Genomic DNA, 24,799 nt, shown 5'->3' with positions numbered 1-24,799 from the left:
AACAAGAAACACTTAGTGGAATTATATTATTCATTTTCAGCATTAATCGTATTAGCATCAATATTTGCCTATCTCAATTACAGGTTTTTAAAACTTCCAAGCACCATCGGAATTATGGTGATTGCCATTGTGGTGTCTATTTTTCTGGTAATGTTCGGAGAAACAGTGCTTCCGAGAACTTTCGGACATCTTCACAATCTAATGAACGGTATTGATTTTACCGAGGTTTTGATGGGAGCTATGCTTAATTTTCTGCTCTTTGCAGGAGGAATTCATATTAATATTAATGATCTGAAAGAACAGTTCAGGCCTGTAGTAATATTTTCCACAGTAGGCGTTGTGATTTCTACTTTTGTGGTAGGATTCGGAATGTTTTATCTGCTTCCTTATGTGGGCGTTAAGCTTCCTTTTATCTACTGTCTTGTTTTTGGTGCCCTGATTTCACCTACTGATCCGGTAGCGGTTCTGAGTGTACTGAAACAGGCAAATGTATCAAAATCACTTGAAACAAAAGTAGCCGGAGAATCTCTGTTCAATGACGGTATGGCGGTTGTGGTCTTTACAGTGATTTTACAGCTGGCAGTCGGGAAAGAAGTGGATCTGAGTGTTGAAACCATCGGATTGCTTTTGCTTAAAGAAGCCGGAGGTGGTCTTTTACTTGGAGTTCTCCTTGGTTGGGTTACATCAAGATTGATGCGTGAAGTGGATGATTATATTATTTCCGTATTAGTAACGCTTTCTGTAGTGATGGGAGGATATCTTATTGCAAGGCAGATGCATATTTCAGGGCCGTTGACAATGGTGGCAGCAGGATTATTTATGGGAAACTTCAACAGAAGCTTCAAAATGAAATCCGTTACTCAGGATTATCTGATTAAATTCTGGGAACTGATTGATGAAATTCTGAATGCAGTATTATTCCTGTTCATCGGATTTGAACTTTTAATGATTAAAGATCTCAGACACTTCATGATTCCTGGATTAGCTGCTATTGTGGTAGTTCTGTTTGCAAGATTTATTTCTATCTGGGGACCTACGAAATTTACCTCTTTGAGAAGAAGTTTCAGCCCGCAGACTGTAAAAGTTCTGGTTTGGGGAGGAATCCGTGGAGGAGTTTCTATTGCACTGGCGATGTCTATTCCTAAAAGTGAATACAGTGAGATTATTTTAAGTATTACCTATTGTGTAGTAGTATTCTCGATCATTGTTCAGGGGCTTACCATTGCCAAGGTGGCGAACCCTAATAAGATTGCAAAAGAAGAGGAAGAGCAGGAGAATACTGCCTTAGAAGAAAAAGCTTAAAAACGCTTGTAATATGAGCATTGTTAAAGAAATACAGGAAGCACTAGCTATTCTTTCCATTCCTGAAAAGGCAGAATTCTTTCCGAGATTTTTCAAAACAGGAAAAGGAGAATATGGGGAAGGCGATTTGTTTCTGGGAGTAAAAGTTCCGGATCAGCGCTCTGTTGCTAAAGAGTATTATTCGAAAATCAATTTGGAAGAACTCAGTATATTACTTTCTTCAAAATACCACGAACACAGGCTGACGGCTCTTTTTATGCTGATTTTAAAGTTTGAAAAAACAAAAGATAAAGCAGTAAAAGAAGAAGTGGTAGCTTTTTACCTGAACCACCTTCCTTATGTCAACAATTGGGATCTTGTAGACTCTACCTGTTATAAGATTTTAGGTAGATATGCTTTTGAAAACCAGAAAGAAAGCCTTCTTAGGAAGCTTTCTGAATCTGAAGAAATGTGGCACAAAAGAGTGGCTGTTGTAGGGACGATGCATTATATAAAAAAGGGATCATTTGATCTTACTAAGGAATTCGTAACCAGAAACCTGAAGCACCCGCATGATCTGATGCATAAAGCCAATGGCTGGCTATTAAGGGAAATGGGAAATAAGAATGAAGGAGAATTGATCCGTTATCTGAATTTATATTACAATGAAATGCCCAGAACCTGCCTTCGGTATGCTATTGAAAAGCTGGACGAAGATCTTCGTCAGGACTATCTGAAAGGACGTGTTTAAAAAATAATATACGGAAATAGTACCGTGTTTTCCCCTAAAAAAGTACCGGGAAACAGCTATTTATGCCCGAAAAATCAGAGATTATAAGGTTTTAAGTCCAAAATTGAGTAATTTTGTGGCTTTAAACCTAATCATGAAAAATTTCCTCAGATTATTTCTTCTTTTTTTTCCTTTACTATTTCTTACAAGCTGTTTCGATATCCTTGATAAAGTGAATGTAAAGGCTGACGGAACAGGAGAATATACCATTATTCTTAACGCCAGTAAAAGCAAAACGAGGCTGGCATCCATCTCAAAAATGGAAACTATCAACGGGAAAAAAGTTCCGAAAAAGACCGAAATTGAAAATAAAATCAATGAAGCGGCAAAAATTTTCAAAGGAACTCCCGGAATAAGCAATGTGAAAACATCCATGGATTTTGATAATTACATCATTAAACTGAGCTGTAATTTCAAAAAAATTGAAAACATCAATGCCGGCCTGGAAAAACTGAAGGCTCAGAATATATTGGGTAAAATGGTTCCAACGCAGGTTTACAGCCAGAATCTTGAAAAAAAGACGCTGACAAGGAATAAAGTCAATACATTCAAAGCAGATTACGACAAGATGAGTAAAGCGGATAAGGAAGTTTTTAACAATGCGAGATATACTTCCATTATGCAGTTTGAAAGTACAGTGAAATCACAAACAAACAATACATATGTGCTTTCTCCCAATAAAAAAGCGCTCAAACTGGAAGCTGATATTCTGGATCTGATCCTTCAGAAAAAACAAATACAAAACACTATTCTTTTTCAATAAATTTCTAAACTATAGTCATGAAATCTATCTTATTAAAAACACAAAAAATCCTTTTTGTACTCTTTGGTTTTACACTGATTTTTGCCCAAAATAGTATGAAAATCCCCACTGATGCTGTATTTTATATGGAAGTCAACGGGAAACAGCTTAACAACAAAATCAACTGGAATAAACTGAATCCTTTGCTGCACGAACTGAGCAAAAATAATAAAGAAAACCTTTCTTGGACAGATTATTCCAAAACCGGAATCAAATATGACGCTGTTCAGTACCATTATGCAAGCTTTAATGACTCCATTAAGGCATACAATACTCATTTTATCATTGATAATAAGGAGAAGTTTCAGGAATTCATCAATTCTGTCAAGAAAAAAGGACAGGAAGTTTCTAATAAAAAGAACTATTCTTATGTAGATATTAATGATGATATTTTCGTGGCATGGAACGGAAGCCGCGCGGTTCTTAGGATGATAAGCTATACCAAACCTTACAAAGATCTTTGGTCAACAGAAGCCGTTGCGGACAGTACTGCCGTTGCCGTTGACAGCGTTTACGCAGAAGAAGGAGATACAGCTTATACAGATGAGCCGGAAAAACCTTTTGATTACAAAGAAGAAATCAAAAACCTTAAGGATGATATTAAATATCTGAAGGAAAGCATCAAAGATAACAACAACGAGATTGCAAGAATCCAGAAAGACATCAAATACCTGCAGAAACATCATAAATATCCTGCAGAGAAGGAAAGTGCTGAGAACCCCGAAAACGGAGAGGAAATGCCTGATGATGCTTATGCTTACGATGAAGAAGAGGATAAAGCATACAAAAAAGAGCAGGACTCTATCCGCAGAGAAAACTTTAAGATCGTTAAAAAGAATGCTGAAGATCATTTTGACCAATATTTCAGCTCAAATCTGGAAATTGAAGTTCCTAAAGAAATGCTGACATTCAGAGACACTAATTCTGATGCTTTTGTCTACACAGATTATGGAAGAATAGTGAATGAAGGAATCTATGGTAAGATGACGAAGTTCTACAGCTATGGGCAGTTCTTTAAAAATATGTACAATTCCAACTATTCTTACAATCTGTATTTTGATAAAGATAAAGTAAGGCTTGTTAATAATTACCAGCACAAAAATGCTGACCTTCAAAAGAATATATCAGCTATTTATAAAGGAAAGAAGAATAAAAAACTGCTGGAATTAATCAATGAAAAAAGCGTTGGCTACTATGCAATGAATGTGAATGGAGCCAAATGTTTTGATTTGATGTACAGCCTGCTTCAGAATTCCGGAGAAAACGAGTATAAAAAGGAAATGGAGCTGGTCATGGAAACGATGAAAATTGTTCTGGATGAAGAAGCTATTACCAAAATTGCACCCGGAAACGGAATCTTTGTTTTAAATGAATTGAAATCCAAAACAGTAGAGTACACGGATTATGAATATGATGCTGATTTCAACGAAAAAGAAGTAAAGAAAACCAAAGAAATTGCTGTGCCTAACTTCACTTTTGCTTTTGCAACAGAGAATGAAGGCTACTGGAACCGTATTTTTGATTTATTGGCTACCAACAAGAAATTCTCTAAAAGGTTCTCTAAAAAAGGAAATCTGTACACCTTTAAGGAAGAGAAAGACGGGGGATATATAGATCAGCTGTTCTTCACTGTAAAAGATGGTGTTGTTTATCTGATGAGTTCTGCGGACAATATGTTGTCTGTAAACCAATCTGATATTTCCAGAAAATGGGCAAAAGATTCAGCTAAATATCCATTGTCAGGAAGACTGGATATCCAAAAACTTTTAACAGGTTTAGATAAAGAATTCAAAAGCCCTAAAGAGAGAAAAGCCCTTGATGCCTTTAGAAAAAATGTAGGAGAATTGTATTATAAAACAGAAGTGAAAGGAGAGAGTATCCAGACAGAAATGAATTATAATATTAAAGATTCTTCGGAAAACAGTTTAATGTATTTCTTTGATGTATTCGATCAGGTTTTTAAAACAAAAGAAACAGAAGAGAAACCACAAATTTTATAGATGAATAGAAAGAAGATTATTGTCCCGTTAATTGTATTGCTCGCTATTGCAGTATATTTTGTGGCCTTTCATAAGAATAAGAGCCTCAAATATATTCCTGGAAATGCAGATGCAGTAGTTTTAATTGATGTAAAGAAACTAACGGGACAATATCTCTTCAGCCTGATAACACATCCTTCACATTGGTCCGGAAACAAAGCTAAAGGCAAGAGTTCAGGTTCATTGAAAGAGGCGGGAATCAGAATTCCTGATTTTTTGCAGATCTTCCATCTTAAAGACACAAAGTTCTCCGAATGGTACAGTGTTTTAGAATTGAAAGATCCACAAAAATTGATCACTTTTTTAAAGAAACAAAATTTTGTAGAGAAAGGGAATAACCATTTTCAGAAGGATAATATTTTTATTATAATCAATGGAGATCATTGTGTTGCAGGGACTTCAGATCTGGCTTTTGAAAACATTCAGAAAAAGCTTCTCAAGACTTCTTCAAATCCGGTTTGGGATGCAGATCAGTTTATTCATCATACAGCGGCAAGCATTTCTTTCATTTCAGGAAAGAAAATTCAAAACTTTTCTATTGATTTAAATGATGATGAAATTGAAATTAAAAACAATTCAAACTCTCAAATTCTTAATGCTGTCACTTCCAAACTCCAAAAGGGAAACCACTTTCTTGATCTGGAATTAGACAAAGAAAACATCAGGAATTTTAGCCGTTTTTTCAATAAAAGTATTGCTGATTCTTCACAAGCTGTTTATCTGAAAGCAACGGCAGATCTTGAACAGGTCAATGACACGATTATCAGCTATGAATATGATGACAATTTCAATGAAGTTGAAAAAAAGACCTTTCAAAAAATAACCCAACCCAATTATACTATAGATATTAAAAGTGATGATCCTGAAAGAACATGGGAATATTTCCAGTCTAAAAAGTGGATCAATAACGAAAATCAATTCACAGCAATTCCTTTCCTGCCGAATCAAATCAGCCGAAATAACAACGGTGTTGCGATCAAATCAACCCGAAAACCAGTATCATTATCACCTCAGTTAAAAGAAAATTATATTTTCATCAGAAACACTGCTCTGCTGTATTCCTCTTTGAAAACTTTAGGCAATACTGAAAAAAGAATCATTTCAGATATAGATTATATACTCTACGGGAATAAATCACAGGATTACTGGATAAAAATAAAGGCTAAAAACGGAGAATTACCCTTAATTTTGCGATGGTAAGTATAGAAACCGAATAAAATTATTTATTAATGGCTCCATCAGACATCGCATTGCTCAAAACTTTTACTCATTATTTTTTGCATCTCGTTTTTCCCGTTTTTATTGCATTGATCTTTTACCGTAAAAACTGGAAGAAGGCTTATTTTATTCTCCTGGCTACCATGCTGGTAGATCTGGACCATCTTTTTGCCAATCCTATTTTTGATCCGTCGCGGGGAAGTATAGGTTTTCATTTTTTACATTCATATTATGCCATTGCGGTGTATTTTTTGCTGCTGTTTTTTAAAGGAGATATCAGAATTATAGGAATTGGACTTCTGTTTCATATGTTTACAGATTATCAGGACTTTAACTTCTGGCCGCATTAAAATATTATTAATATTTTCTTTTGATATTTAAAATTTCATAGATTTTTTGTATTTTGTAGTCACTTATGAGACCTAAAGAATTCTTACATTATACCTATATTTTTCCTCTCCTTGCGGTAGGGTACTACTTTTCCGGACTGATGGGATCTGGGGTTCTTTATGATATTCTTGCAGGTGTTTTACTGATCGGAAGTGTATTATCAGCAGTACACCATGCCGAAGTAGTGGCTCATAAAGTAGGGGAGCCTTTCGGAACCATTATTCTGGCTCTTTGTATCACCATTATTGAAGTTGCGCTCATCATCTCGCTGATGGTGGCCGGCGGAGATCAGGCGATCACGCTGGCCAGGGATACGGTTTTTGCCGCTGTAATGCTTATTCTTAACGGAATTCTGGGAATATGTATTCTTGTAGGCGGTGTTAAATATCATGAGCAATTCTTCGCAAGAACCTCTGCAACTACTTATCTGGTAAGTATTGTTTCTATTCTGGTACTTACCCTTGTTCTTCCTAATTTCACTTCAAGTGTCAACGGACCTTTCTATAACGAAGCTCAGCTTATTTTTATATCCATCGCATGTCTTGTTATTTACGGAGTTTTCCTGATGGTACAGACTGTGCGCCACAGAAGCTATTTTATTGTTCCTGATGAACATCCGGAAGAACATTATATTCCTTCACTCACAAAAACGCTTATCAGCTTTGCTTTTCTTGTGGTTTGCCTTGTTATTGTTGTATTGATGGCAAAAGGATTATCAGACACGATAGAAGGGATGGTACAAAGCCTTGGTGCTCCAAAATCCCTTGTTGGGGTCATCATTGCAGCCGTAGTATTACTTCCGGAAGGGGTTGCGGCAATCAGAGCGGCAAGAGCCAATCAAATCCAATCCAGTTTGAATCTTGCATTGGGTTCTGCACTGGCTAGTATTGGATTGACTATTCCAGCGGTTTCCGTGGTATGCATCATGTACGATATTCCATTGGTTCTGGGCTTGGACAAAAAGGATATTATATTGCTTTCTTTATCCGTATTTATCGTAATGCTTTCATTAAGCCGCGGAAAAACAAATGTCCTCTACGGAACTGTTCTATTGGTGAATCTGGCAGCTTATATCTTTACGGTAATTGTGCCTTAAAAGAGAAATTATTATTTGAAATAAATCTGGGATTTTGTACCTCGTACACCGAAATCCCGCACCCCGAAACACATTACAATCTCCTCGCCAAATCCATCTTGAAAGCCATAAGCTTTGCTATGTTTTCAGACTTGTAGACTGCCATATCTGCATTTTCTCCTACGAAGTTTTCTTCAATAGTGGTACGCCAAAGCAGAAGCCACCTGTCAAAATGTTTCTGTTCCATAGCCTGGATCTCATTAATCGGGAAATGAACGCCCATTGGATTTCCTTTATAAGACATTTGTCCGAAAAGAATAGATTCCCAGAAAGAATACATTTTAGGAAGATGTTTATCCCAATCTACTTTAGCAACATCATTAAAGAAAAATCCTATGGTTTCATCTTTAATGACCTTTGTATAAAATGAGTTGACAAGGTGCTCAATGTCCTCTCTTGACTCCAGTTTTTTCATACCTCAAATGTACTCCAAAATCAAATTAAAACTCAAATGAATCAATTGATAAAATTCATCAAAACAATATTTTATCTTTGCACCAGAAACGGTAAGAAAGAAGATAAGCAAATCCCTCAATTTGCTGTTGTAATTTAAGCTGTTCAAAAATAAATGCTATAAAAATGACAAGAGGATTCAGAAAAAAGATCCGTCAGAAAAATGCGGAGAACAGTGGCTTCGGGACTAATGCATCCGGAAGATTTATCAATAAAGACGGTCTTCCGAATGTTCAGAGAAGAGGAGTGAATGTCTTCAACAGGCTAAGCTGGTATCATACCATGCTGAATCTTTCTTCATTTCGCTTTATTTCTTATTTAGTCATCGCTTATATTCTCATCAATCTTCTTTTTGCAATGATCTATTACCTGATAGGTGTTGAGCATCTGACCGGAATTGATAAAAGTGATCCGTTGAACGAATTTATCGACGTCTTTTTCTTCAGTTCCCAGACCTTCACAACAGTTGGATATGGAAGAATTGCTCCGGTGGGATTTTTGGCCAGCCTTGTGGCTACTTTTGAAGCTTTTTTGGGATTGCTTACCTTTGCCATAGCAACAGGACTTTTTTACGGAAGATTTTCAAGACCGAGAGCATACCTCAGATTTTCTGATATAGCAGTTATTGCTCCTTTTCAGGACTCTCCAGCATTGATGTTCAGGCTTGCTCCTTATAAAAATAATGCACTGACAGATGCTGACGTGATTCTTTCGGCGGCTATTGAAGTCATAGAAAATGGAATTGCCAAAAGTAATTTTTACAGACTGGACACCCAAATGAGCAAAATTAATACGTTGGCACTCAACTGGACCGTGGTGCATAAAATTGATGAAAACTCTCCATTTTATGGCTTTTCCGAAGATGATTTTAAAAATACGGATATCGAGCTTATTGTACAGGTGCGGGCATTTGATGAAGTATTTTCAAACACTGTAGTTCAGCGGTCCTCCTATACTACCAGAGAAATTGTATACGGAGCTAAATTTGTTCCGATGTATTATCCAAGCAAAGAAAACCTTACGACAGTCCTGGATCTCGATAAAATCAATGAGTACAAGAAAGAAGAGATTCCAGATTTTGTAAGAAATAATGAATAAATGAATTTAGATTTTTATAAAAAACAAGCAATACAAAAGCAGAAAGAGCACAAAAAATTTCTGGACGGATTAAAGAAAAAACCACCCAAAAACCTTGATTATATTGTGCAGGAAACCCATGATGAAGTTTTCTCTGAAATAGACTGCTTGCAATGTGCCAATTGCTGTAAAACAACCGGCCCTTTGTACACGGAAAAGGATATTGAGCGTATTGCCAAGCATCTTCGTATGAAGCCCGCAGACTTTGAGGCCAAATTTTTAAGGATAGATGAAGATAATGATAAGGTACTGCAGCATCTTCCATGCTTTTTCCTGAACAGTGATAATACCTGTTCTATCTATGAAGTAAGACCTAAGGCCTGCCGTGAATACCCTCACACAGACCGGAAGAAGATTTATCAGATTAATAACCTGATGCTGAAAAATACAGTGATCTGTCCGGCCGCTTTTGAATTCGTGGAAAAAATGATGAAGAATGTAGCAAAGTAGTTTTGTAGGCAGGAAGTGAGAAGATGGAGCGTGAAGCTGTTACACAAAAAAATGATGGCTCAACTGAGATTAACTTCTAGCTTCAAGCTTCGGTCCTTCAGTCCAATTCGTTAGAATTATTTTTTACTAATTCCTCTTAAATAATTATAAAGTACGTTAAATAAGCTTATTACACATAATTTTATAAATGATGCTTCGTTTAAGTTAAACAATCATTTAAATATTACATTATGAAAAAGTTATTTTTAACGGCAGCGTTTACATTAGTCGGAGTAATCGCAGTATCAGCACAATCAACACCACAAAAGCCGGCGGATACTTCTACTAATAATCCAACGACAACTCAAACCCAACAACCGAATACACAGACTACAAGTCCTTCGGATCCAAAAACTCAACAGGAAAAAACCCCTGCAACTACAATGGAAACATCTCCTGCAACTGACCCAACGGTAAGTACAACACCTACAGATGCAACGAAGCCAGCAGATGCACCTAAAGAGGAAAAGAAAGACAAAAAGAAGAAAAAGTAAAAGTACTTTAGCAAACACTAGTCGGAATCCTGAAATCTCGTATTTCAGGATTTTTTTTGGTCAATTTTTCCTACTTTAAACCGGAGAATCTTATTGACTAAATCCAGCGGGAGATCACCGGAAATCGGAAACTGTACAGCTCCCTTGGAAAATGTATATTTTCTTTGCTCAAAATCTGTTTCAAAATTACTGATCCCTTCAGCTCCGGGATAAAAACCAATGTGTTTTTTATATCCGGCAAAATATACCAAAGGCTTTCCTTTATACCTGAAAGCAGGCATCTGATATCCAATATATTCTTCCAGATCCGGAATCTGTGAATGGATGGCTTGTCTCAGTTCAAGCAGTTTTTCCTGCACTTCCATCGGGAATAGAAGGATATATTCATCAATATTTTTAAAAGTGTTTTTCATGATATAAAAATAAAAAAAAGCGCTGCATATAGCAGCGCTTTCTCCTTTCACTTTTTACTTTTTTCCCATTATCCCGGGAACAGGCTATATCAAAAAAGGTCGGGAATTTTTCCCAACCTTTGTTTTTCTGTTACACAACTCCTTGAGCCAACATTGCTTCTGCTACCTTTACGAAGCCGGCAATATTTGCACCTTTTACGTAGTTTACATAACCGTCTTCGTCTTTTCCGTAGTCTCTACAAGCTTTGTGGATACCAATCATGATTTCCTTTAATCTTGCATCAACCTCTTCAGAAGTCCAGTTAAGACGGATAGAGTTCTGAGTCATTTCTAATCCTGATGTAGCAACACCTCCAGCGTTGGAAGCTTTACCAGGAGAGAATAATACTTTATTATCTAAGAAATAGTTGATGGCGTCTAGTGTAGAAGGCATGTTAGCCGCTTCCGTTACACAAACACATCCGTTTTCAACTAGTTTTCTTGCATCATCTAAATCTAATTCGTTTTGAGTTGCAGAAGGGAACGCAACATCACATTTCACATCCCAAGGACGTTTCCCAGCATGGAATTCAGCAGAAGGATATTTTTTAGCATAATCTTCAGCTCTGTTGTTTCCTGAAGATCTAAGCTCTAATAAATAATCGATCTTTTCTCCGCTGATACCATCTTTATCATAAATGTATCCATCTGGTCCAGAGATTGTTACTACTTTAGCGCCTAGTTCAGTTGCTTTTTTGATAACTCCCCAAGCTACGTTTCCGAAACCTGATACCGTTACTGTTTTCCCTTGGAAATCCTGCCCGATAGTCTTAAGCATTTGCTCAGCGAAGTATACTACGCCGTATCCTGTAGCTTCAGGACGGATCAATGAACCTCCATAAGCAAGACCTTTTCCTGTAAGAACTCCGGTAAATTCGTTTCTGATTTTCTTGTACTGTCCGAATAAATATCCGATTTCTCTTGCTCCTACACCGATATCTCCCGCAGGTACGTCTGTTTCAGGACCAATGTGCTTGCACAGTTCTGTCATGAAAGCCTGGCAGAAACGCATTACTTCCATATCAGATTTTCCTTGTGGATCGAAATCTGAACCTCCTTTACCACCTCCCATTGGAAGAGTTGTTAAAGAGTTTTTGAATACTTGTTCAAAAGCTAAGAACTTAAGAACTGATAAGTTTACAGTAGGATGGAAACGAATACCTCCTTTGTATGGTCCAATAGCAGAGTTCATTTGAATTCTGAAACCTCTGTTAACCTGAATCTCTCCTTTGTCATCAACCCATGGAACTCTGAAAATAATAATTCTTTCAGCTTCAGCCATTCTTTCAAGCAGCTTCATTCCGGTATATTCTTTTTTAGTAGCAATGAATGGAATTACTGTTACGGCAACTTCTTTTACAGCCTGTAAGAATTCCGGTTCGTTAGGATTTTTTGCTTCAATTTTTGCAATAAACTCTTGGATTTTCTGGTCAATATTATATTGTTCCATATATTAAGGTTGAATATTATTGTCAACAAATTTAATTTTTTTTTCAAGATTCACAACACTGTATTTCAACATTGTTAAAAATTAAATAATAATGTTTCGTAATATTATTAAATTGATAATTTGTGTTCAAATTTTATTAAAAATGAAATGTTATGTGTGAAATAATGCAATATTAAGAAATCATTAAATCTTAAATTGCGATGAATTGCCTCCCGGAAAATGATTTTACTTTCCCTAAAAGTTCCAATTCCAAAATTATTGGTAAGATTTTGTGGGTGGGAATATTAATTTTCTGCGCCAGATCATCCAGAGAAATCTGAGGTTGATCTTTAATAGATTGATATATTAAATATTGATTATCAGGTAATTGTATCAATGTCTCGCTGTAAGGAAATAACTCTTCTATTTTTTCTTTAGGACCATTAAATCCAAGCATACTTATAAGATCTTTTATAGTAGAAATGGCTGTCGCTTTATTATGGAAAATCAGCTGATTACATCCCTGGCTGCAGATGTCTGTAATTTTTCCCGGGAGGGCAAAGACGTCACGGTTATAATCATTGGCAAAAGCAGCAGTACTTACAGACCCTCCTCCAAAACCGGTTTCCACCACAATGGTTGCGGGAGACATTCCTGCTACAATTCTATTTCTCTGAATGAAGTTTTCACGGTCTGGTTTCCGGGAAGAACTGAACTCTGTGATTAATGCGCCTCCTTCCTCCAAAATTTTCTCTGAAAGTTTTCTGTTCTTTGATGGATATAAATATTGGAAACCATGTGCAAGAACCGCTACAGTAGATTTTCGGTGAAGAATAGACTGCTCATGAACCTCTTTGTCAACACCCAAAGCAAGTCCGCTTACTGATGTATATCTTGAAGATTGAGTTGTTTCAAAGAAGTCTTCAATAAATTTTTGGCCATAGCCCGTCATATTTCGGGTTCCTACAATACTTACTTTTGACTGTGTATCATCAATCTTTCCTTTCTGATAAAGAATAGCAGGGGCATCATTACATTCGTTAAGCAGTAAAGGAGTTTCACTAAGATGCTTCAGCCTGATCCGGATATTATTCTTTTCGCAAAAATTTAATTCTTCTTCTGCGAATTCCAAATGAGACTTATTTCCAATATCTGAAACTGTTTTTTGTCCTATTCCTTCCAGTTTTTTGTACTCTTTCTTTGCTCTTTTCCATGCTTCCTGTGCACTCCCAAAAGTATGGACAAGTTTATGAAAATGAATATCACCTATCTGGCTGCATTCGCGGAGGGCGATTGTGTAAAAGTATTCTTCGGAAATCATGTGTGTTTTTTTTCAAATGTAATGAAATAAGTTTTTATCTTTTCCTTAATTCATCCAAATGATCCCAAATATCATCTCTTTTTTTATAGGGAAGCTCCATAAAATCCTCCGGATGATTTTCCTTGTATTCCTGCCACAGCTTATCATCCTTTTCACTATAATAATTAGGAAATTCCCAGATAAATTTTTTCTTTTTTTCTCCAACATTTTTAAAAGCAAATGCAATGACACTACCTACTACAGCACCGGAAAGATGGGCCTGCCATGAAATTTTACTGGGTTCCTGCATATTGTAGAACAGTTCTTCCGGAAGCATTCCCCAGACTAAACTTCCATAATACAGTACCACTAGCATTGAAATGGTAAGAAGCTTTGTATTCCATTTGAATACTCCACTGAAGAAAAGGAAGAAGGCAAGAACATAGACCACGCCACTGGCTCCGATTGTACAGGTGTACATATATTCGCCGGAAAAAATGTCGATGGGAGGAAGAAGCCATACCAAAAGCCCTGTTGCCAGCCAGCCGATAATAAAAACCTTGTTTGCAACTAAAGGGTAAAACTGATAGAGCAAAAACATAAGTGCCGCTATGGGAATAGAGTTTCCTATAATATGATCGATATTTCCATGCAAAAGAGGGGAGGTAACTATACCCAGCAGTCCTTCAGGTAAAAGCGGTATAATCGCTCCAAAACAGCTTTGAAAAAATCCCTGCATTTGTAAAAAATACCCGAACCACATTGCAGAAAGCATCAGCAAAGGGTATATAATCGCTCTTTTTGAAATTGCATTTTTAAACATGAGGATTTTACGTCAAATCAAAAGCCAATGATAAATTTCGGAAAATTTGGCGATGAATCAATTTCTATCCACCTGATTTTAAGACAAAAGGTATCAAATTTATTTTCAGACTTATTATTTTGGCATTGATTTTATAGAGATATCTTATTGTTAGGCATTTAAACTTTAAAGAATCCTAATTCTTTAAAGCTGAATTTACCTTTAAAAAAAATTATATTAATATTTTTGCAGTGAAAATTATTTGAGTAATGAAGAAGTTTTTATTGATTCTTTCCTTTTTTATTGGGATTTATGCAAGTGCACAAGAAGAATTGAAGAAAGATTCTGTTGTGGTAGACACAGTAAAATACTGGTCTGTGATAGGGAAAAATACATTAATGATCAATCAGTCTGCCTTTTCAAACTGGGTACAAGGTGGGGCTAATAACGTGGGGTGGCTTGCCGGTGTCAATTACAACCTGACGTACGAGAAAAATAATGATCTCTGGGAAAATATCATTATTTTAGGTTATGGACAAAATGATACCAAAGGAATAGGAATAAGGAAAACTCAGGATGTTATCAATGTTTCTACCAACTATGGGCGAAAATTTTCAAAAAGCTGGTATTTCTCTTTAGGAACGGGATTACAATCTCAGTTTGCTGCAGGATATGAAGACGGAAACAACCCTGAAGCCAAAAAAATCTCAAATTTTATGGCTCCAGGTTACCTGAACGTCGGGATGGGTATCACGTACAGACCTAATGAAGATCTGACGGTAACTTTACGTCCTACCAACGCCAGATGGACATTTGTACTGGATAAAGACCTTCAGACAGCGGGAAGCTACGGTTTGAAAAGCGATGGTGATTCTTCTTTATTGCAGTTCGGTTTCTTGGGAACGGCAATTTATAAGCTGAAAATAATGGAAGATATCTACTTGACCAATACCGCATCGGTCTTTTCAAATTATCTGGATCATCCGGATAGATTGGTATTGGCTTATGGAGCCCTATTGAACCTGAAAGTAAACAAATATATTTCATCCAATGTAACGGTTGATTTGTTGTATGATCACAGTCAAATCGAAAAAACGCAGCTGAAACAAACCCTTGGAATCGGATTCGCTTATACCATTGATAATGGGGTAAAACGCTCTGACCGTAAAGACAGTCAATGGTGGATTAAAAAATAATAGAATTACATCAATTCTAATAGAAAGACACTTCAGGAATGAGGTGTTTTTTGTCATTAAAATACTGTTGTTTTAAGTTGACTTAAGTTTGGGATACAATATGGGGTTACTTAAATGATTTGTTTTCATTGTATTATAAGCAAAAAATCAACTATGTTAAATTCATTTTAAAGTGAATTTTATTTAGGCATAGATTATTATTTATACATTTGTAATAAATCATTATTATGAAGAAACTTTTATTGATCAGTTCCATTTCTTTTGGAGCGATGGCTTTGGCGCAAGAAACTAAAACAGATGCTCCGGCAGCAGACACCATTAAAGCCTGGTCTATTCAGGGACAAAATACATTAATGCTTAATCAGGCCGCCTTTTCAAACTGGGTTGGAGGTGGAGCCAACAACGTAGGATGGCTTGCCGGTGTCAATTATAACCTGACTTATGAAAAAGGAAAAGATCTTTGGGAAAATATTATTATTTTGGGCTACGGACAGAATAATACCCAGGGAACGGGTGTAAGAAAAACTCAGGATGTTATCAACCTTTCTACAAACTATGGTAGAAAATTTGCTGAAAGTTGGTATTTATCAGCCGGAACCGGCCTTCAGACTCAGTTTGCCCCGGGATATGAGGACGGGAACAATCCCGATGCTAAAAAAATCTCCAATTTCATGGCTCCGGGATATCTGAATGTAGGTGCAGGGGTTACCTACCGTCCTAATGATAATCTGACAGTAACTTTACGCCCGGCTACCGCGAGATGGGTTTTTGTTTTGGATAAGGATCTTCAAAAAGCAGGAACTTACGGGCTCAAAAATGATGGTGACTCATCACTTTTTCAGTTCGGTTTCTATGGAACAGCTATCTATAAAATCAAAATCATGGAGAATATAAACCTGACCAATACAGCGTCTGTATTTTCAAATTATCTGGATCATCCGGATAGATTGATATTGACTTATGGAGCAATTTTAAATATGAAAATCAATAAATATATTTCATCCAATATTACCCTGGACCTAATGTATGATCATACTCAGATCTGGAAAACACAGCTTAAGCAGACATTGGGCGTAGGTTTTGCATACAATTTTGATAATGGTAAAAAACGTTCAGATAACAAGGATAACCAAAGTTGGTTAAAGAAATAAACGAGATAGCCTGTAAAAAATAAAAAAGCACTTCAAAAAGAAGTGCTTTTATGTATCAATATATATAAGTCTTAGAATTCTATATCTACTCCTAGTTTCTCTGCCAATAGCTTTGATATTTTCTCTTTTAGAGGCTCTATATCAATGTTTTGCATGGCGTCATTAGCAAAAGCATATAAAAGTAATGCCTGTGCTTCTTTTTTAGAAATTCCTCTTGCTCTCAGGTAAAATAAAGCGTCTTCATTCAGCTGACCTACGGTACAGCCGTGAGAACATTTTACATCATCTGCAAAAATCTCTAACTGAGGTTTTGTATCAATACTTGCACCTTCACTTAGCAATACGTTGTTATTCTGCTGATAAGCATTTGTTTTTTGAGCAATTTTGTCAACAAAAACTTTTCCGTTGAAAACGCCGTGGGCATTGCCATCGAAAATTCCTTTGTAGTTCTGATAGCTTTCACAGTTCGGGAAGTTATGGTGAACCGCCGTATGATGATCTACCAATTGATCTTTTCCGATGATTGTGATTCCATTCATGAATGAATTGATGTTTGATCCATTATGAATAAAGTCAAGGTTGTTTCTTACCAGTTTACCTCCGAAAGAGAATGTATTTACAGTGGTTAAGCTGTCTTTCTCCTGTCTTGCGAATGTGTTGTCGATAAGATAGGTTGTGTTGTTATCATTTTGAAGCTTATGCCAGTCAGCTTTTGCATTGGGATAGGTAAAAATCTCCGTTACAGAGTTTGTCAATACATAAGTGCTGTCAAAATTATGGTGGCTTTCAATCACTTCTACTTTTGCTCCTTCTTCTACGATCAAGAGGTTTCTGGTATTGTAGAATGTGTTTTCCTCCTGATTCTGAGAAATATAAAAAATATGGATTGGTTTTTCAATCACTACATTTTTAGGAACCTTCAAAAAGAAACCGTATTTGCAGTAAGCAAGGTTTAAGTTTGTAAAAGCTTGTTCTTTAGAAGCGATGGTGTTGAAATACTTTTCAAAAACTTCTTTGTGCTTCTCGTCATTCAGTGCGTAGTTGAATGAAAGGAATTCTACATTTTCAATAGAAACTTTTGAAAGTTCTTTATGAAGTTTACCATTTACAAAAACAATCCAATCAAAATTTTCTTCTCCAAGATGCAGTTCATCAAACTGCTCTTTAGTGATATTGTGGCTCTCTTTCGGGAAGAAGTTGTAGCTTTTTTCCGTGATTTCCTTTAGATTGGTATATTTATATTCTTCGTCTTTTTTTGTCGGAAAACCAAGGGTTTGAAACCTTTGAAGAGCTGCTTTTCTACTGTCATCCAGAAATCTGTGACGAAGACTCTCCAAAAATTCATTATGGTTCTCTATAATTTGTTCTTTTAATGCCATTACTGGTATATCTGTGGTTTGCACCATTTTTTCTTTTTTTATTAACTAAAATATTGTTATTCCGAGGAATAGGGAACCCAATTTTTAATACTAGAGATTCTTTTTTGCTGTATTTTATAAATGAATGCGAAAAATTTTAATCTCTGAAATAATATATTTTCTTCTTAGTTAAGAAGCCAGTCGTAACCTTTTTCTTCAAGTTCTAATGCTAAAGATTTATCACCTGTTTTGATGATTTTTCCATCTGCTAAAACGTGAACGAAGTCAGGTTGAATATAGTTAAGCAATCTCTGATAGTGTGTAATCAAAAGAACTGCATTTCCTTCATTTTTAAAATGATTTACTCCATCTGCCACGATTCTTAAAGCATCAATATCCAATCCAGAATCAGTCTCATCAAGAATAGCCAATTTAGGATTAAGCATCATCATCTGGAAGATCTCGTTTCTTTTCTTTTCACCTCCGGAGAATCCCTCGTTTAATGATCTTGAAAGGAAATCTTTCTTGATACCCAGTTTTTCAGATTTTTCACGGATTAATGCAAGCATTTCTTTTGCAGGCATTTCTTCCAATCCGTTTGCTTTTCTTGTTTCGTTTAAAGCAGCTTTGATAAAGTTCGTTACAGAAACTCCCGGAATTTCCACTGGATACTGGAAAGAAAGGAAAATTCCTTTGTGAGCTCTATCTTCAGGAGCGTCTTCACTGATGTCTTCTCCCTGAAAAAGGATCTCTCCACCAGTCACTTCGTAATCTTCTTTTCCTGCGATTACAGAAGAAAGGGTAGATTTCCCGGCTCCGTTCGGCCCCATGATAGCGTGAACTTCGCCTGGCTTTATTTCAAGATTAATACCTTTTAATATTTCTGCGCCATCTTCAATTTTGGCGTGAAGGTTTTTAATTTCTAACATTTTATTTGCTTAAACAAATTATTTTTGAATTCTATATACTAAACTTTCAGGTTGACCCGGAACATCATTAAGGGTCCCGATTTTGATCATACCTGCCTTTTCCAAAACTTTAACAGAAGCTATATTGCTGGGACGGACAATTGCGAATATTTCTTCTTTATCGTCTTGATTTAAACCAACATCTATAGCCTTCTTTGTGAATTCTGTGGCGTATCCTTTCCCCCATGCCTGGGAAGCAAAACGATAGCCTAAATTCAATTTTTCTTCCTCTCCGTAGAGTTTATAGCTCAGTCCTCCAAAACCTATTATATTTTCTGGATCATCCTTTTCAACAATCACCCAGCTTCCAAAACTATATTTTTCCCAATGATCAAGCATTCTTGCAAATGTGCTTTCTGCTTTTTCAAAACTCATGGGCCCGCTTGGATTATGAATATTGGTTTCAGGGTCATGATTAATTTCAAAGAAACTTTCAAAATCTTCTTTTGCAGGTTTTCTTAAAATTAATCTTTCTGTAGCTATCATATTTTTTTTATCCTACTGAACCTTCTAATGAAATTTCAAGTAGTTTTTGTGCTTCAATGGCAAATTCCATCGGAAGCTTGTTCAAAACTTCTTTACTGAAACCATTCACAATCAGAGCGATTGCTCTTTCTGTATCAATTCCTCTCTGGTTACAGTAGAAAATCTGATCTTCTCCAATTTTTGAAGTCGTTGCTTCGTGCTCTAACTGCGCAGTAGGATCTTTAATTTCAATATAAGGGAAAGTGTGAGCTCCACATTCATTACCCATCAATAGAGAGTCACATTGAGAGAAGTTTCTTGCCCCTTTTGCTGAAGGCATTACTTTCACCTGTCCTCTGTACGAGTTTTGAGATTTTCCTGCAGAAATACCTTTTGAAATAATTGTGGATCTGGTATTCTTTCCAATGTGGATCATTTTTGTTCCTGTATCTGCATACTGGTGGTTGTTGGTTACCGCAATAGAGTAGAATTCCCCAATAGAATTGTCTCCCTTAAGGATACAAGAAGGATATTTCCATGTTACTGCCGAACCTGTTTCTACCTGTGTCCATGAGATTTTTGCATTTCTTTCGCAAAGTCCTCTCTTCGTTACAAAGTTGAATACACCTCCTTTACCTTCTTCATTACCAGGATACCAGTTCTGAACTGTTGAATATTTAATCTCAGCGCCGTCCAAAGCAATCAGTTCCACTACCGCAGCGTGAAGCTGGTTTTCATCTCTTGATGGTGCTGTACAGCCTTCAAGATAAGAGACATAACTTCCTTCATCAGCTACAAGAAGCGTTCTTTCAAACTGTCCTGTTCCTGCCTGATTGATACGGAAATAAGTGGATAGCTCCATTGGGCATTTTACACCTTTAGGAATATAGCAGAAACTTCCATCAGAGAATACTGCGGAATTTAATGCTGCATAGAAATTATCTCCTCTCGGAACTACTTTTCCAAGATACTTTCTTACTAAATCAGGGTGGTTTTTAATGGCCTCAGAAATTGAGCAGAAAATAATTCCTTTCTCTGCCAATGTATCCTGGAAAGTAGTTTTCACAGAAATTGAGTCCATTACGATATCTACGGCAACGCCTGAAAGTCTTTTCTGCTCTTCGATATTGATCCCTAATTTTGCAAATGTTTTCAATAATTCAGGGTCTACCTCGTCAAGGCTTGCCAGTTCTGGCTTTACTTTAGGAGCAGCATAGTAACGGATTGCTTGAAAATCTGGTTTTTCATACTTGATATTTGCCCAGCTAGGTTCTACCATTTTCAACCAGATTTTGAAAGATTCCAAACGCCATTCAGTCATCCATTCCGGCTCTTCTTTTTTAGCAGAGATGGCACGGATGATATCCTCATTTAAACCGATCGGGAAATCTTCATAATCAATCTTAGTTTCCCAACCGAATTCATATTTTTTATTTTCTAGATCGACTCTTAAATCGTCTTCTGTATATTTACTCATTATATTTTTTTAGATTTCAGATTTTAGATTCCAAAATTCAGAAAGGTTCTGAGGTCTGCAATCTAGGATCTAAGGTCTTTTCTCTAAAGACTAAATGATTCTCCACATCCACATGTTCTGGATGCATTCGGGTTGTTAAAAACAAACCCTTTTCCGTTCAATCCTCCTGAATACTCAAGAGTTGTTCCTGCCAAATAAAGGATGGATTTTTTATCTATAATAATTTTGATGTTATTATCTTCAAAAATCTGATCTGTGTCTGTTTTTTGGTTATCAAACTTTAAAACATACTCTAAACCAGAGCATCCGCCGCTTTTTACCCCTACTCTTATATAATCTTCAGCAGGGTTAAAACCATCTTCCGTCATTAACTGGATGGCTTTCTCCTTTGCATAGTCTGATACTTTTATCATTGTATTTATTTAGAATGATTTAATGATGCAAAAATACGAACTAATTTCCGCAATCTCAAATCGAAGATATCTATTTTAATGATTCTGATATTAATAGCAAGATTGAAAGGGGGTATTTCTGTTAAAATTAGATAAAATTGTTTTGCTTATGTGAAGATTTCATTTCTCATTTTAACCTTGAAACGTATTTCATATCTATAAATAAAATTGGTAATGAAACAAAAAATAACTGCTTTTTTTGTGTTGCTTTTCACCGCAGTGTCTTACGGACAGACAACAAGATTTGTGTACGAAACACTGGTAAACCCGGATTCCATCAATCTGGTAAGTATGAAAAGCGAAAGAACCTTTCTGGATATTAAAGGAGACCGCTCCTTATTTATCAGCGAAAATAAATTGAAAAGAGACTCTCTTTTTACTTCTCAGAGATCAGAAGCGAAAGAAAATGATAAAAAAGATGGAAAAGATTTTTCAAAGCTTGAAGGAAAGAAACATTTTGAACCGACTTTCTTTGAATATTTTATTTCTAAAAATATTCCGGATCAGAAAGTATATTATTATGAAAGAGCAGCCGGAAAACAAATTTACTATCAGGAAGACAGACCTGTAAAATGGGAAATAACAAATCTTGTGGAGAAACAAAATGGATATTCTGCCCAAAAAGCAGTAGCCGAATTTGCTGGCAGAGTCTGGACAGCATGGTTTACAAAAGATATCCCTGTTTCTGACGGGCCATATAAATTCTCAGGATTGCCGGGATTGATAGTGAAGTTGGAAGACGACAAAGGAGATTATAAATTTGATCTTGCTAAAAAAATTACCATTAAAAATGCTTTTGAAGAACAGATCAGTTCTGATGCTAAACAAAGTACAAGAATTAACTTCCATGGTGATAAAGCCGCTCTGGAATTGGAGTTTGGCAAAAATAGAAAGGCAATGGTCGGAAATAGCGGTGGTGAGGGAAATATGAATATTGGAGGAGGAAGACATAGTGGCGGAATGAATGGAGGTGGCATGAGAGGCGGAGGTCATGGCGGTGGTGGAATGCATCGGGGAATGGGTAACGAAAACCAGAGTTTTCCCATGCAGCAGAATTCTTCTACAGAAAACCATTCTTTTGCCGGAAGTATAGATCAGAATCCAATTGAATTAAAATAAAAGAAAATATAAATGAAAAAATTAGGTATTATCGCATTGGCACTCTTCATACAGAATGTTTCTGCACAGACAAACAGGTTTGTGTATCAGGTGACTATGAAGCCTGATGCCGAAAATAAAACAGATGTCAAGACTGAAAACGCTTACCTGGATATTTCTCCCGAAAAATCTGTATTTTATTCTGAAAACAGGATTAAAAGAGATTCTATCATGCAAAAGGCATTTCAGGGTGGCGGTGGAAGAGGAAGTATTAACAGAGATCAGATGGAAGGTTTGAGAACTAATATCAATTATTCTGTAGAAAAAGATAAAACAAACCAAAAGACATATTTCAAAGACAGAATAGGGCGTGATATCTACTCGTATGAAGAGGACAGGCCTCTGAACTGGAAAATTGAATCGGAAACAAGAAAAATAGGAGAATATAAAGTTCAGAAGGCGGAAACTGATTTTGGAGGAAGAAAATGGACGGCTTGGTTTACTACAGATCTTCCTTATCAGGATGGTCCTTACAAGTTTGGCGGACTTCCGGGATTAATCGTAAAAGTGGAAGATGATAAAGGAGAGTATTCCTTTGATTTAATGAAAAACTATAAGATTGCTGAATTCCCTACTTTGAATCAGTTTGGAAATACATTAAAAGTGAAAAGAACAGATTATGTAAAACAGCAGCAAAAATTCAAAACAGATCCAATGTCATTCATGAGTCAAAGTGGAGGACAAGGTGGATTTTCGACTACTGTGAGAATAGGAGGGGGAGGAAGAGGCTCTGGCGGTGGTGGAAATCAGAATCCTGCCGATATGAGGAAAAGAATGGAAGAAAGAGTGAAAGAAGAAGCCAAGAAAAATTCTAACCCTATAGAATTGCAATAAATAAAAATGCGGTCTCACACTGAGACCGCATTTTTATTTTTAGGAATATAATTTTATATGTGTTTTTTCCAGAATTATTTTATTGTAATACATTAATTCTGGAATAGCTATGCAGTTTTTATTTATAATCTTTATATTGTTTTTGGTAAGTATTGCTTTGTTCTTTTCGGATAACGGAAGGATGCCAAAATGATAATACTTCATTTTCTTTTTTATATAATCATTGACAGCAACTTTTTTCATATTTAAAAAAAGTGTATCGTCGTTTTGTATATTAGAATATCCAGCTATTGGAAAATGAATACACAAAAGGGTCGCAATAATAATTATAAAAGCTCTGTTTCTCATTGTGTAATATAAAATCATAGTCAAGGCATTAATACCCTGACTATGATCTTTTTTAGTTATAAATGGTCAGGACAATACATAAAGTTATGTGCAAATGTTTCAAGCTTTTGCATCCACAAGGGAGATGCTCCCGGTCTTCTATCTTCAACATTATAACCCCAACATGGTGTGTGTTTTAATCCACCATTAATACTTTTCATTGCAGTTTTTGAAAGTTTCGCTGCATTTTTCTTGAAATTTTTTGAATTTTCCATAATTTGGTTTTTAAATTTGTATTGTAATATAATAAAAAATATTTTATTTCAACAACTGGTTGAAAGTATCTCCCTGTCTGATATCTCCAGTGTTGTAGCCTTTCATAAACCATTCCTTACGTTGTGCAGATGATCCGTGAGTGAAGCTTTCCTGATTGACATATCCCTGGCCTCTTTTCTGAATGTTATCATCTCCAACAGCTTCTGCAGCATCTATGGCAGACTCAATATCTCCAGGTTCCAGGATATGCTTACTCTCATTGGTCCTCTTTGCCCAGACTCCGGCATAGAAATCTGCCTGTAATTCTGTAGCAACGGATACTCTGTTCATCTGTTCTTCAGAATATCTTCCGCTTCTTCTTAGCTGATCTACTTTCTGAGTAGTTCCTAAAAGAGTCTGAACATGGTGGCCTACTTCATGGGCAAGAACATAGGCTACCGTAAATTCCGTTACTTTAGCCCCGAATTTTTGCTGAAGCTCACCAAAAAAACTCATATCCATATAAACTTTCTGATCAGCAGGGCAATAAAATGGTCCCATAGCAGACTGCGCTGTACCACATGCTGAAGAAGTTGTATTTTCAAAAAGAACTACCTGAGGAGCGCTGTAATTCATTCCATTTTCCTTAAAAATCTGATCCCAGGTAAGAATATTCCATTTGGCCATCATATCAACCATTTCACCAACCTGTTTTTCACCGGTTGTAAGCTCTCTTTGTTCTCCCGGATTTCCAGAAGACTGGATACTGCCGGAATTCAAAATACCGGATGGATCACCTCCCAAAAAGAATACAATGGCTGCTATAATTAAAGTTCCAAGTCCTCCACCTACAATCATACCACCACTTCCACCTCCGGAACCACGGCGGTCATCAACGTTTCCGCCTCTGTCGTCTGTCCATTTCATACTAATAAATTTATTGGTTA

Annotated in this window: 27 protein-coding genes; 14 read left to right on the top strand and 13 right to left on the bottom strand. The window is 36.3% G+C overall.

All coding sequences use genetic code 11. The features are described 5' to 3' along the window. Positions 1-15 precede the first annotated feature (15 nt). From SFA27_RS22490 to SFA27_RS22460, 7 genes are all read left to right on the top strand, one after another. On the top strand, positions 16-1,302 hold the full coding sequence (locus SFA27_RS22490; RefSeq protein WP_047376118.1) for a sodium:proton antiporter: 1,287 nt from the start codon (positions 16-18) through the stop codon (positions 1,300-1,302). 13 nt (positions 1,303-1,315) lie between these two features. Then, positions 1,316-2,032: a DNA alkylation repair protein gene (locus SFA27_RS22485; RefSeq protein WP_407295046.1), complete on the top strand. Its 717-nt coding sequence runs from the start codon at positions 1,316-1,318 to the stop codon at positions 2,030-2,032. 133 nt (positions 2,033-2,165) lie between these two features. Beyond that, on the top strand, positions 2,166-2,834 hold the full coding sequence (locus tag SFA27_RS22480) for a hypothetical protein (protein ID WP_047376124.1): 669 nt from the start codon (positions 2,166-2,168) through the stop codon (positions 2,832-2,834). Between the two features lie 17 nt (positions 2,835-2,851). Then, positions 2,852-4,873, top strand: a complete 2,022-nt coding sequence (locus SFA27_RS22475) for a hypothetical protein (protein ID WP_407295043.1) — start codon at positions 2,852-2,854, stop codon at positions 4,871-4,873. Continuing rightward, positions 4,874-6,112, top strand: coding sequence for a hypothetical protein (locus tag SFA27_RS22470; protein WP_407295041.1), 1,239 nt, complete (start codon positions 4,874-4,876; stop codon positions 6,110-6,112). Between the two features lie 29 nt (positions 6,113-6,141). Beyond that, positions 6,142-6,480, top strand: a complete 339-nt coding sequence (locus SFA27_RS22465; RefSeq protein WP_264518911.1) for a DUF6122 family protein — start codon at positions 6,142-6,144, stop codon at positions 6,478-6,480. A gap of 65 nt (positions 6,481-6,545) precedes the next feature. Then, on the top strand, positions 6,546-7,616 hold the full coding sequence (locus SFA27_RS22460) for a calcium:proton antiporter (protein ID WP_407295037.1): 1,071 nt from the start codon (positions 6,546-6,548) through the stop codon (positions 7,614-7,616). Between the two features lie 73 nt (positions 7,617-7,689). Here the strand turns inward: SFA27_RS22460 and SFA27_RS22455 are convergent, their stop codons facing one another. After that, positions 7,690-8,070, bottom strand: coding sequence for a group III truncated hemoglobin (locus tag SFA27_RS22455; RefSeq protein WP_047376134.1), 381 nt, complete (start codon positions 8,068-8,070; stop codon positions 7,690-7,692). 164 nt (positions 8,071-8,234) lie between these two features. On the opposite strand from SFA27_RS22455, the gene SFA27_RS22450 reads away from it, so the two are divergent. The 3 genes from SFA27_RS22450 (at position 8,235) to SFA27_RS22440 (ending at position 10,228) form a co-directional block, all read left to right on the top strand. Then, on the top strand, positions 8,235-9,206 hold the full coding sequence (locus tag SFA27_RS22450; RefSeq protein WP_047376139.1) for an ion channel: 972 nt from the start codon (positions 8,235-8,237) through the stop codon (positions 9,204-9,206). Next, entirely contained in the window at positions 9,207-9,695 is a 489-nt protein-coding gene (locus SFA27_RS22445) for a YkgJ family cysteine cluster protein (protein WP_047376141.1), read from the top strand. It abuts the gene before it with no gap. Positions 9,696-9,925: 230 nt separating this feature from the next. Further along, positions 9,926-10,228 (top strand): hypothetical protein, encoded by a 303-nt coding sequence (locus tag SFA27_RS22440; RefSeq protein WP_264518909.1) that lies wholly within the window; start codon positions 9,926-9,928, stop codon positions 10,226-10,228. 44 nt (positions 10,229-10,272) lie between these two features. Here the strand turns inward: SFA27_RS22440 and SFA27_RS22435 are convergent, their stop codons facing one another. The 4 genes from SFA27_RS22435 to SFA27_RS22420 form a co-directional block, all read right to left on the bottom strand. Next, positions 10,273-10,641, bottom strand: a complete 369-nt coding sequence (locus SFA27_RS22435; RefSeq protein ID WP_047376146.1) for an iron chaperone — start codon at positions 10,639-10,641, stop codon at positions 10,273-10,275. A gap of 130 nt (positions 10,642-10,771) precedes the next feature. Then, complete coding sequence (gene gdhA / locus SFA27_RS22430) at positions 10,772-12,130, bottom strand: NADP-specific glutamate dehydrogenase (protein WP_047376148.1); 1,359 nt, start codon at positions 12,128-12,130, stop codon at positions 10,772-10,774. 190 nt (positions 12,131-12,320) lie between these two features. Then, on the bottom strand, positions 12,321-13,430 hold the full coding sequence (gene dprA, locus SFA27_RS22425; RefSeq protein WP_407295031.1) for a DNA-processing protein DprA: 1,110 nt from the start codon (positions 13,428-13,430) through the stop codon (positions 12,321-12,323). Positions 13,431-13,464: 34 nt separating this feature from the next. Continuing rightward, positions 13,465-14,232 (bottom strand): rhomboid family intramembrane serine protease, encoded by a 768-nt coding sequence (locus tag SFA27_RS22420; RefSeq protein WP_047376152.1) that lies wholly within the window; start codon positions 14,230-14,232, stop codon positions 13,465-13,467. Between the two features lie 248 nt (positions 14,233-14,480). Between SFA27_RS22420 and SFA27_RS22415 the strand changes: the two genes are divergently transcribed. Next, the gene (locus SFA27_RS22415; protein WP_047376154.1) at positions 14,481-15,407 is read left to right on the top strand and encodes a DUF3078 domain-containing protein; all 927 of its coding nucleotides are present in this window, start codon (positions 14,481-14,483) and stop codon (positions 15,405-15,407) included. 227 nt (positions 15,408-15,634) lie between these two features. Next, complete coding sequence (locus tag SFA27_RS22410; RefSeq protein WP_407295027.1) at positions 15,635-16,558, top strand: DUF3078 domain-containing protein; 924 nt, start codon at positions 15,635-15,637, stop codon at positions 16,556-16,558. Positions 16,559-16,629: 71 nt separating this feature from the next. Here the strand turns inward: SFA27_RS22410 and sufD are convergent, their stop codons facing one another. The 5 genes from sufD to SFA27_RS22385 form a co-directional block, all read right to left on the bottom strand. Then, positions 16,630-17,937: a Fe-S cluster assembly protein SufD gene (sufD, locus tag SFA27_RS22405; protein ID WP_407298189.1), complete on the bottom strand. Its 1,308-nt coding sequence runs from the start codon at positions 17,935-17,937 to the stop codon at positions 16,630-16,632. Between the two features lie 164 nt (positions 17,938-18,101). Beyond that, entirely contained in the window at positions 18,102-18,845 is a 744-nt protein-coding gene (sufC, locus tag SFA27_RS22400; protein ID WP_047376159.1) for a Fe-S cluster assembly ATPase SufC, read from the bottom strand. 18 nt (positions 18,846-18,863) lie between these two features. Continuing rightward, positions 18,864-19,370, bottom strand: coding sequence for a GNAT family N-acetyltransferase (locus SFA27_RS22395; RefSeq protein WP_407295023.1), 507 nt, complete (start codon positions 19,368-19,370; stop codon positions 18,864-18,866). Between the two features lie 7 nt (positions 19,371-19,377). Further along, entirely contained in the window at positions 19,378-20,826 is a 1,449-nt protein-coding gene (gene sufB / locus SFA27_RS22390) for a Fe-S cluster assembly protein SufB (RefSeq protein ID WP_047376164.1), read from the bottom strand. Positions 20,827-20,909: 83 nt separating this feature from the next. Continuing rightward, complete coding sequence (locus SFA27_RS22385; RefSeq protein WP_027372006.1) at positions 20,910-21,239, bottom strand: iron-sulfur cluster assembly accessory protein; 330 nt, start codon at positions 21,237-21,239, stop codon at positions 20,910-20,912. A 213-nt stretch (positions 21,240-21,452) separates the two neighbouring features. Here SFA27_RS22385 and SFA27_RS22380 point away from each other — a divergent pair, with 213 nt between their 5' ends. Then, a complete protein-coding gene (locus SFA27_RS22380) occupies positions 21,453-22,397 on the top strand; it encodes a GLPGLI family protein (RefSeq protein WP_407295019.1) in 945 nt (314 codons plus the stop codon). Between the two features lie 12 nt (positions 22,398-22,409). Next, on the top strand, positions 22,410-23,270 hold the full coding sequence (locus tag SFA27_RS22375; protein WP_047376166.1) for a GLPGLI family protein: 861 nt from the start codon (positions 22,410-22,412) through the stop codon (positions 23,268-23,270). A 39-nt stretch (positions 23,271-23,309) separates the two neighbouring features. Here SFA27_RS22375 and SFA27_RS22370 read toward each other — a convergent pair whose 3' ends face one another. The 3 genes from SFA27_RS22370 to SFA27_RS22360 all read right to left on the bottom strand — a co-directional run bounded on the left by SFA27_RS22370 (position 23,310) and on the right by SFA27_RS22360 (position 24,779). Beyond that, positions 23,310-23,513, bottom strand: a complete 204-nt coding sequence (locus SFA27_RS22370; protein ID WP_407295016.1) for a hypothetical protein — start codon at positions 23,511-23,513, stop codon at positions 23,310-23,312. 161 nt (positions 23,514-23,674) lie between these two features. Then, positions 23,675-23,872 (bottom strand): hypothetical protein, encoded by a 198-nt coding sequence (locus SFA27_RS22365; protein ID WP_407295014.1) that lies wholly within the window; start codon positions 23,870-23,872, stop codon positions 23,675-23,677. Between the two features lie 43 nt (positions 23,873-23,915). Further along, positions 23,916-24,779 (bottom strand): neutral zinc metallopeptidase, encoded by an 864-nt coding sequence (locus SFA27_RS22360; RefSeq protein WP_407295011.1) that lies wholly within the window; start codon positions 24,777-24,779, stop codon positions 23,916-23,918. Positions 24,780-24,799: the final 20 nt, after the last annotated feature.

The organism is Chryseobacterium sp. HR92 (assembly GCF_045689405.1).
In the GTDB taxonomy this organism is placed as follows: Bacteria; Bacteroidota; Bacteroidia; order Flavobacteriales; family Weeksellaceae; genus Chryseobacterium; species Chryseobacterium viscerum_A.
This window is presented reverse-complemented; position numbering and strand designations above follow the sequence as displayed.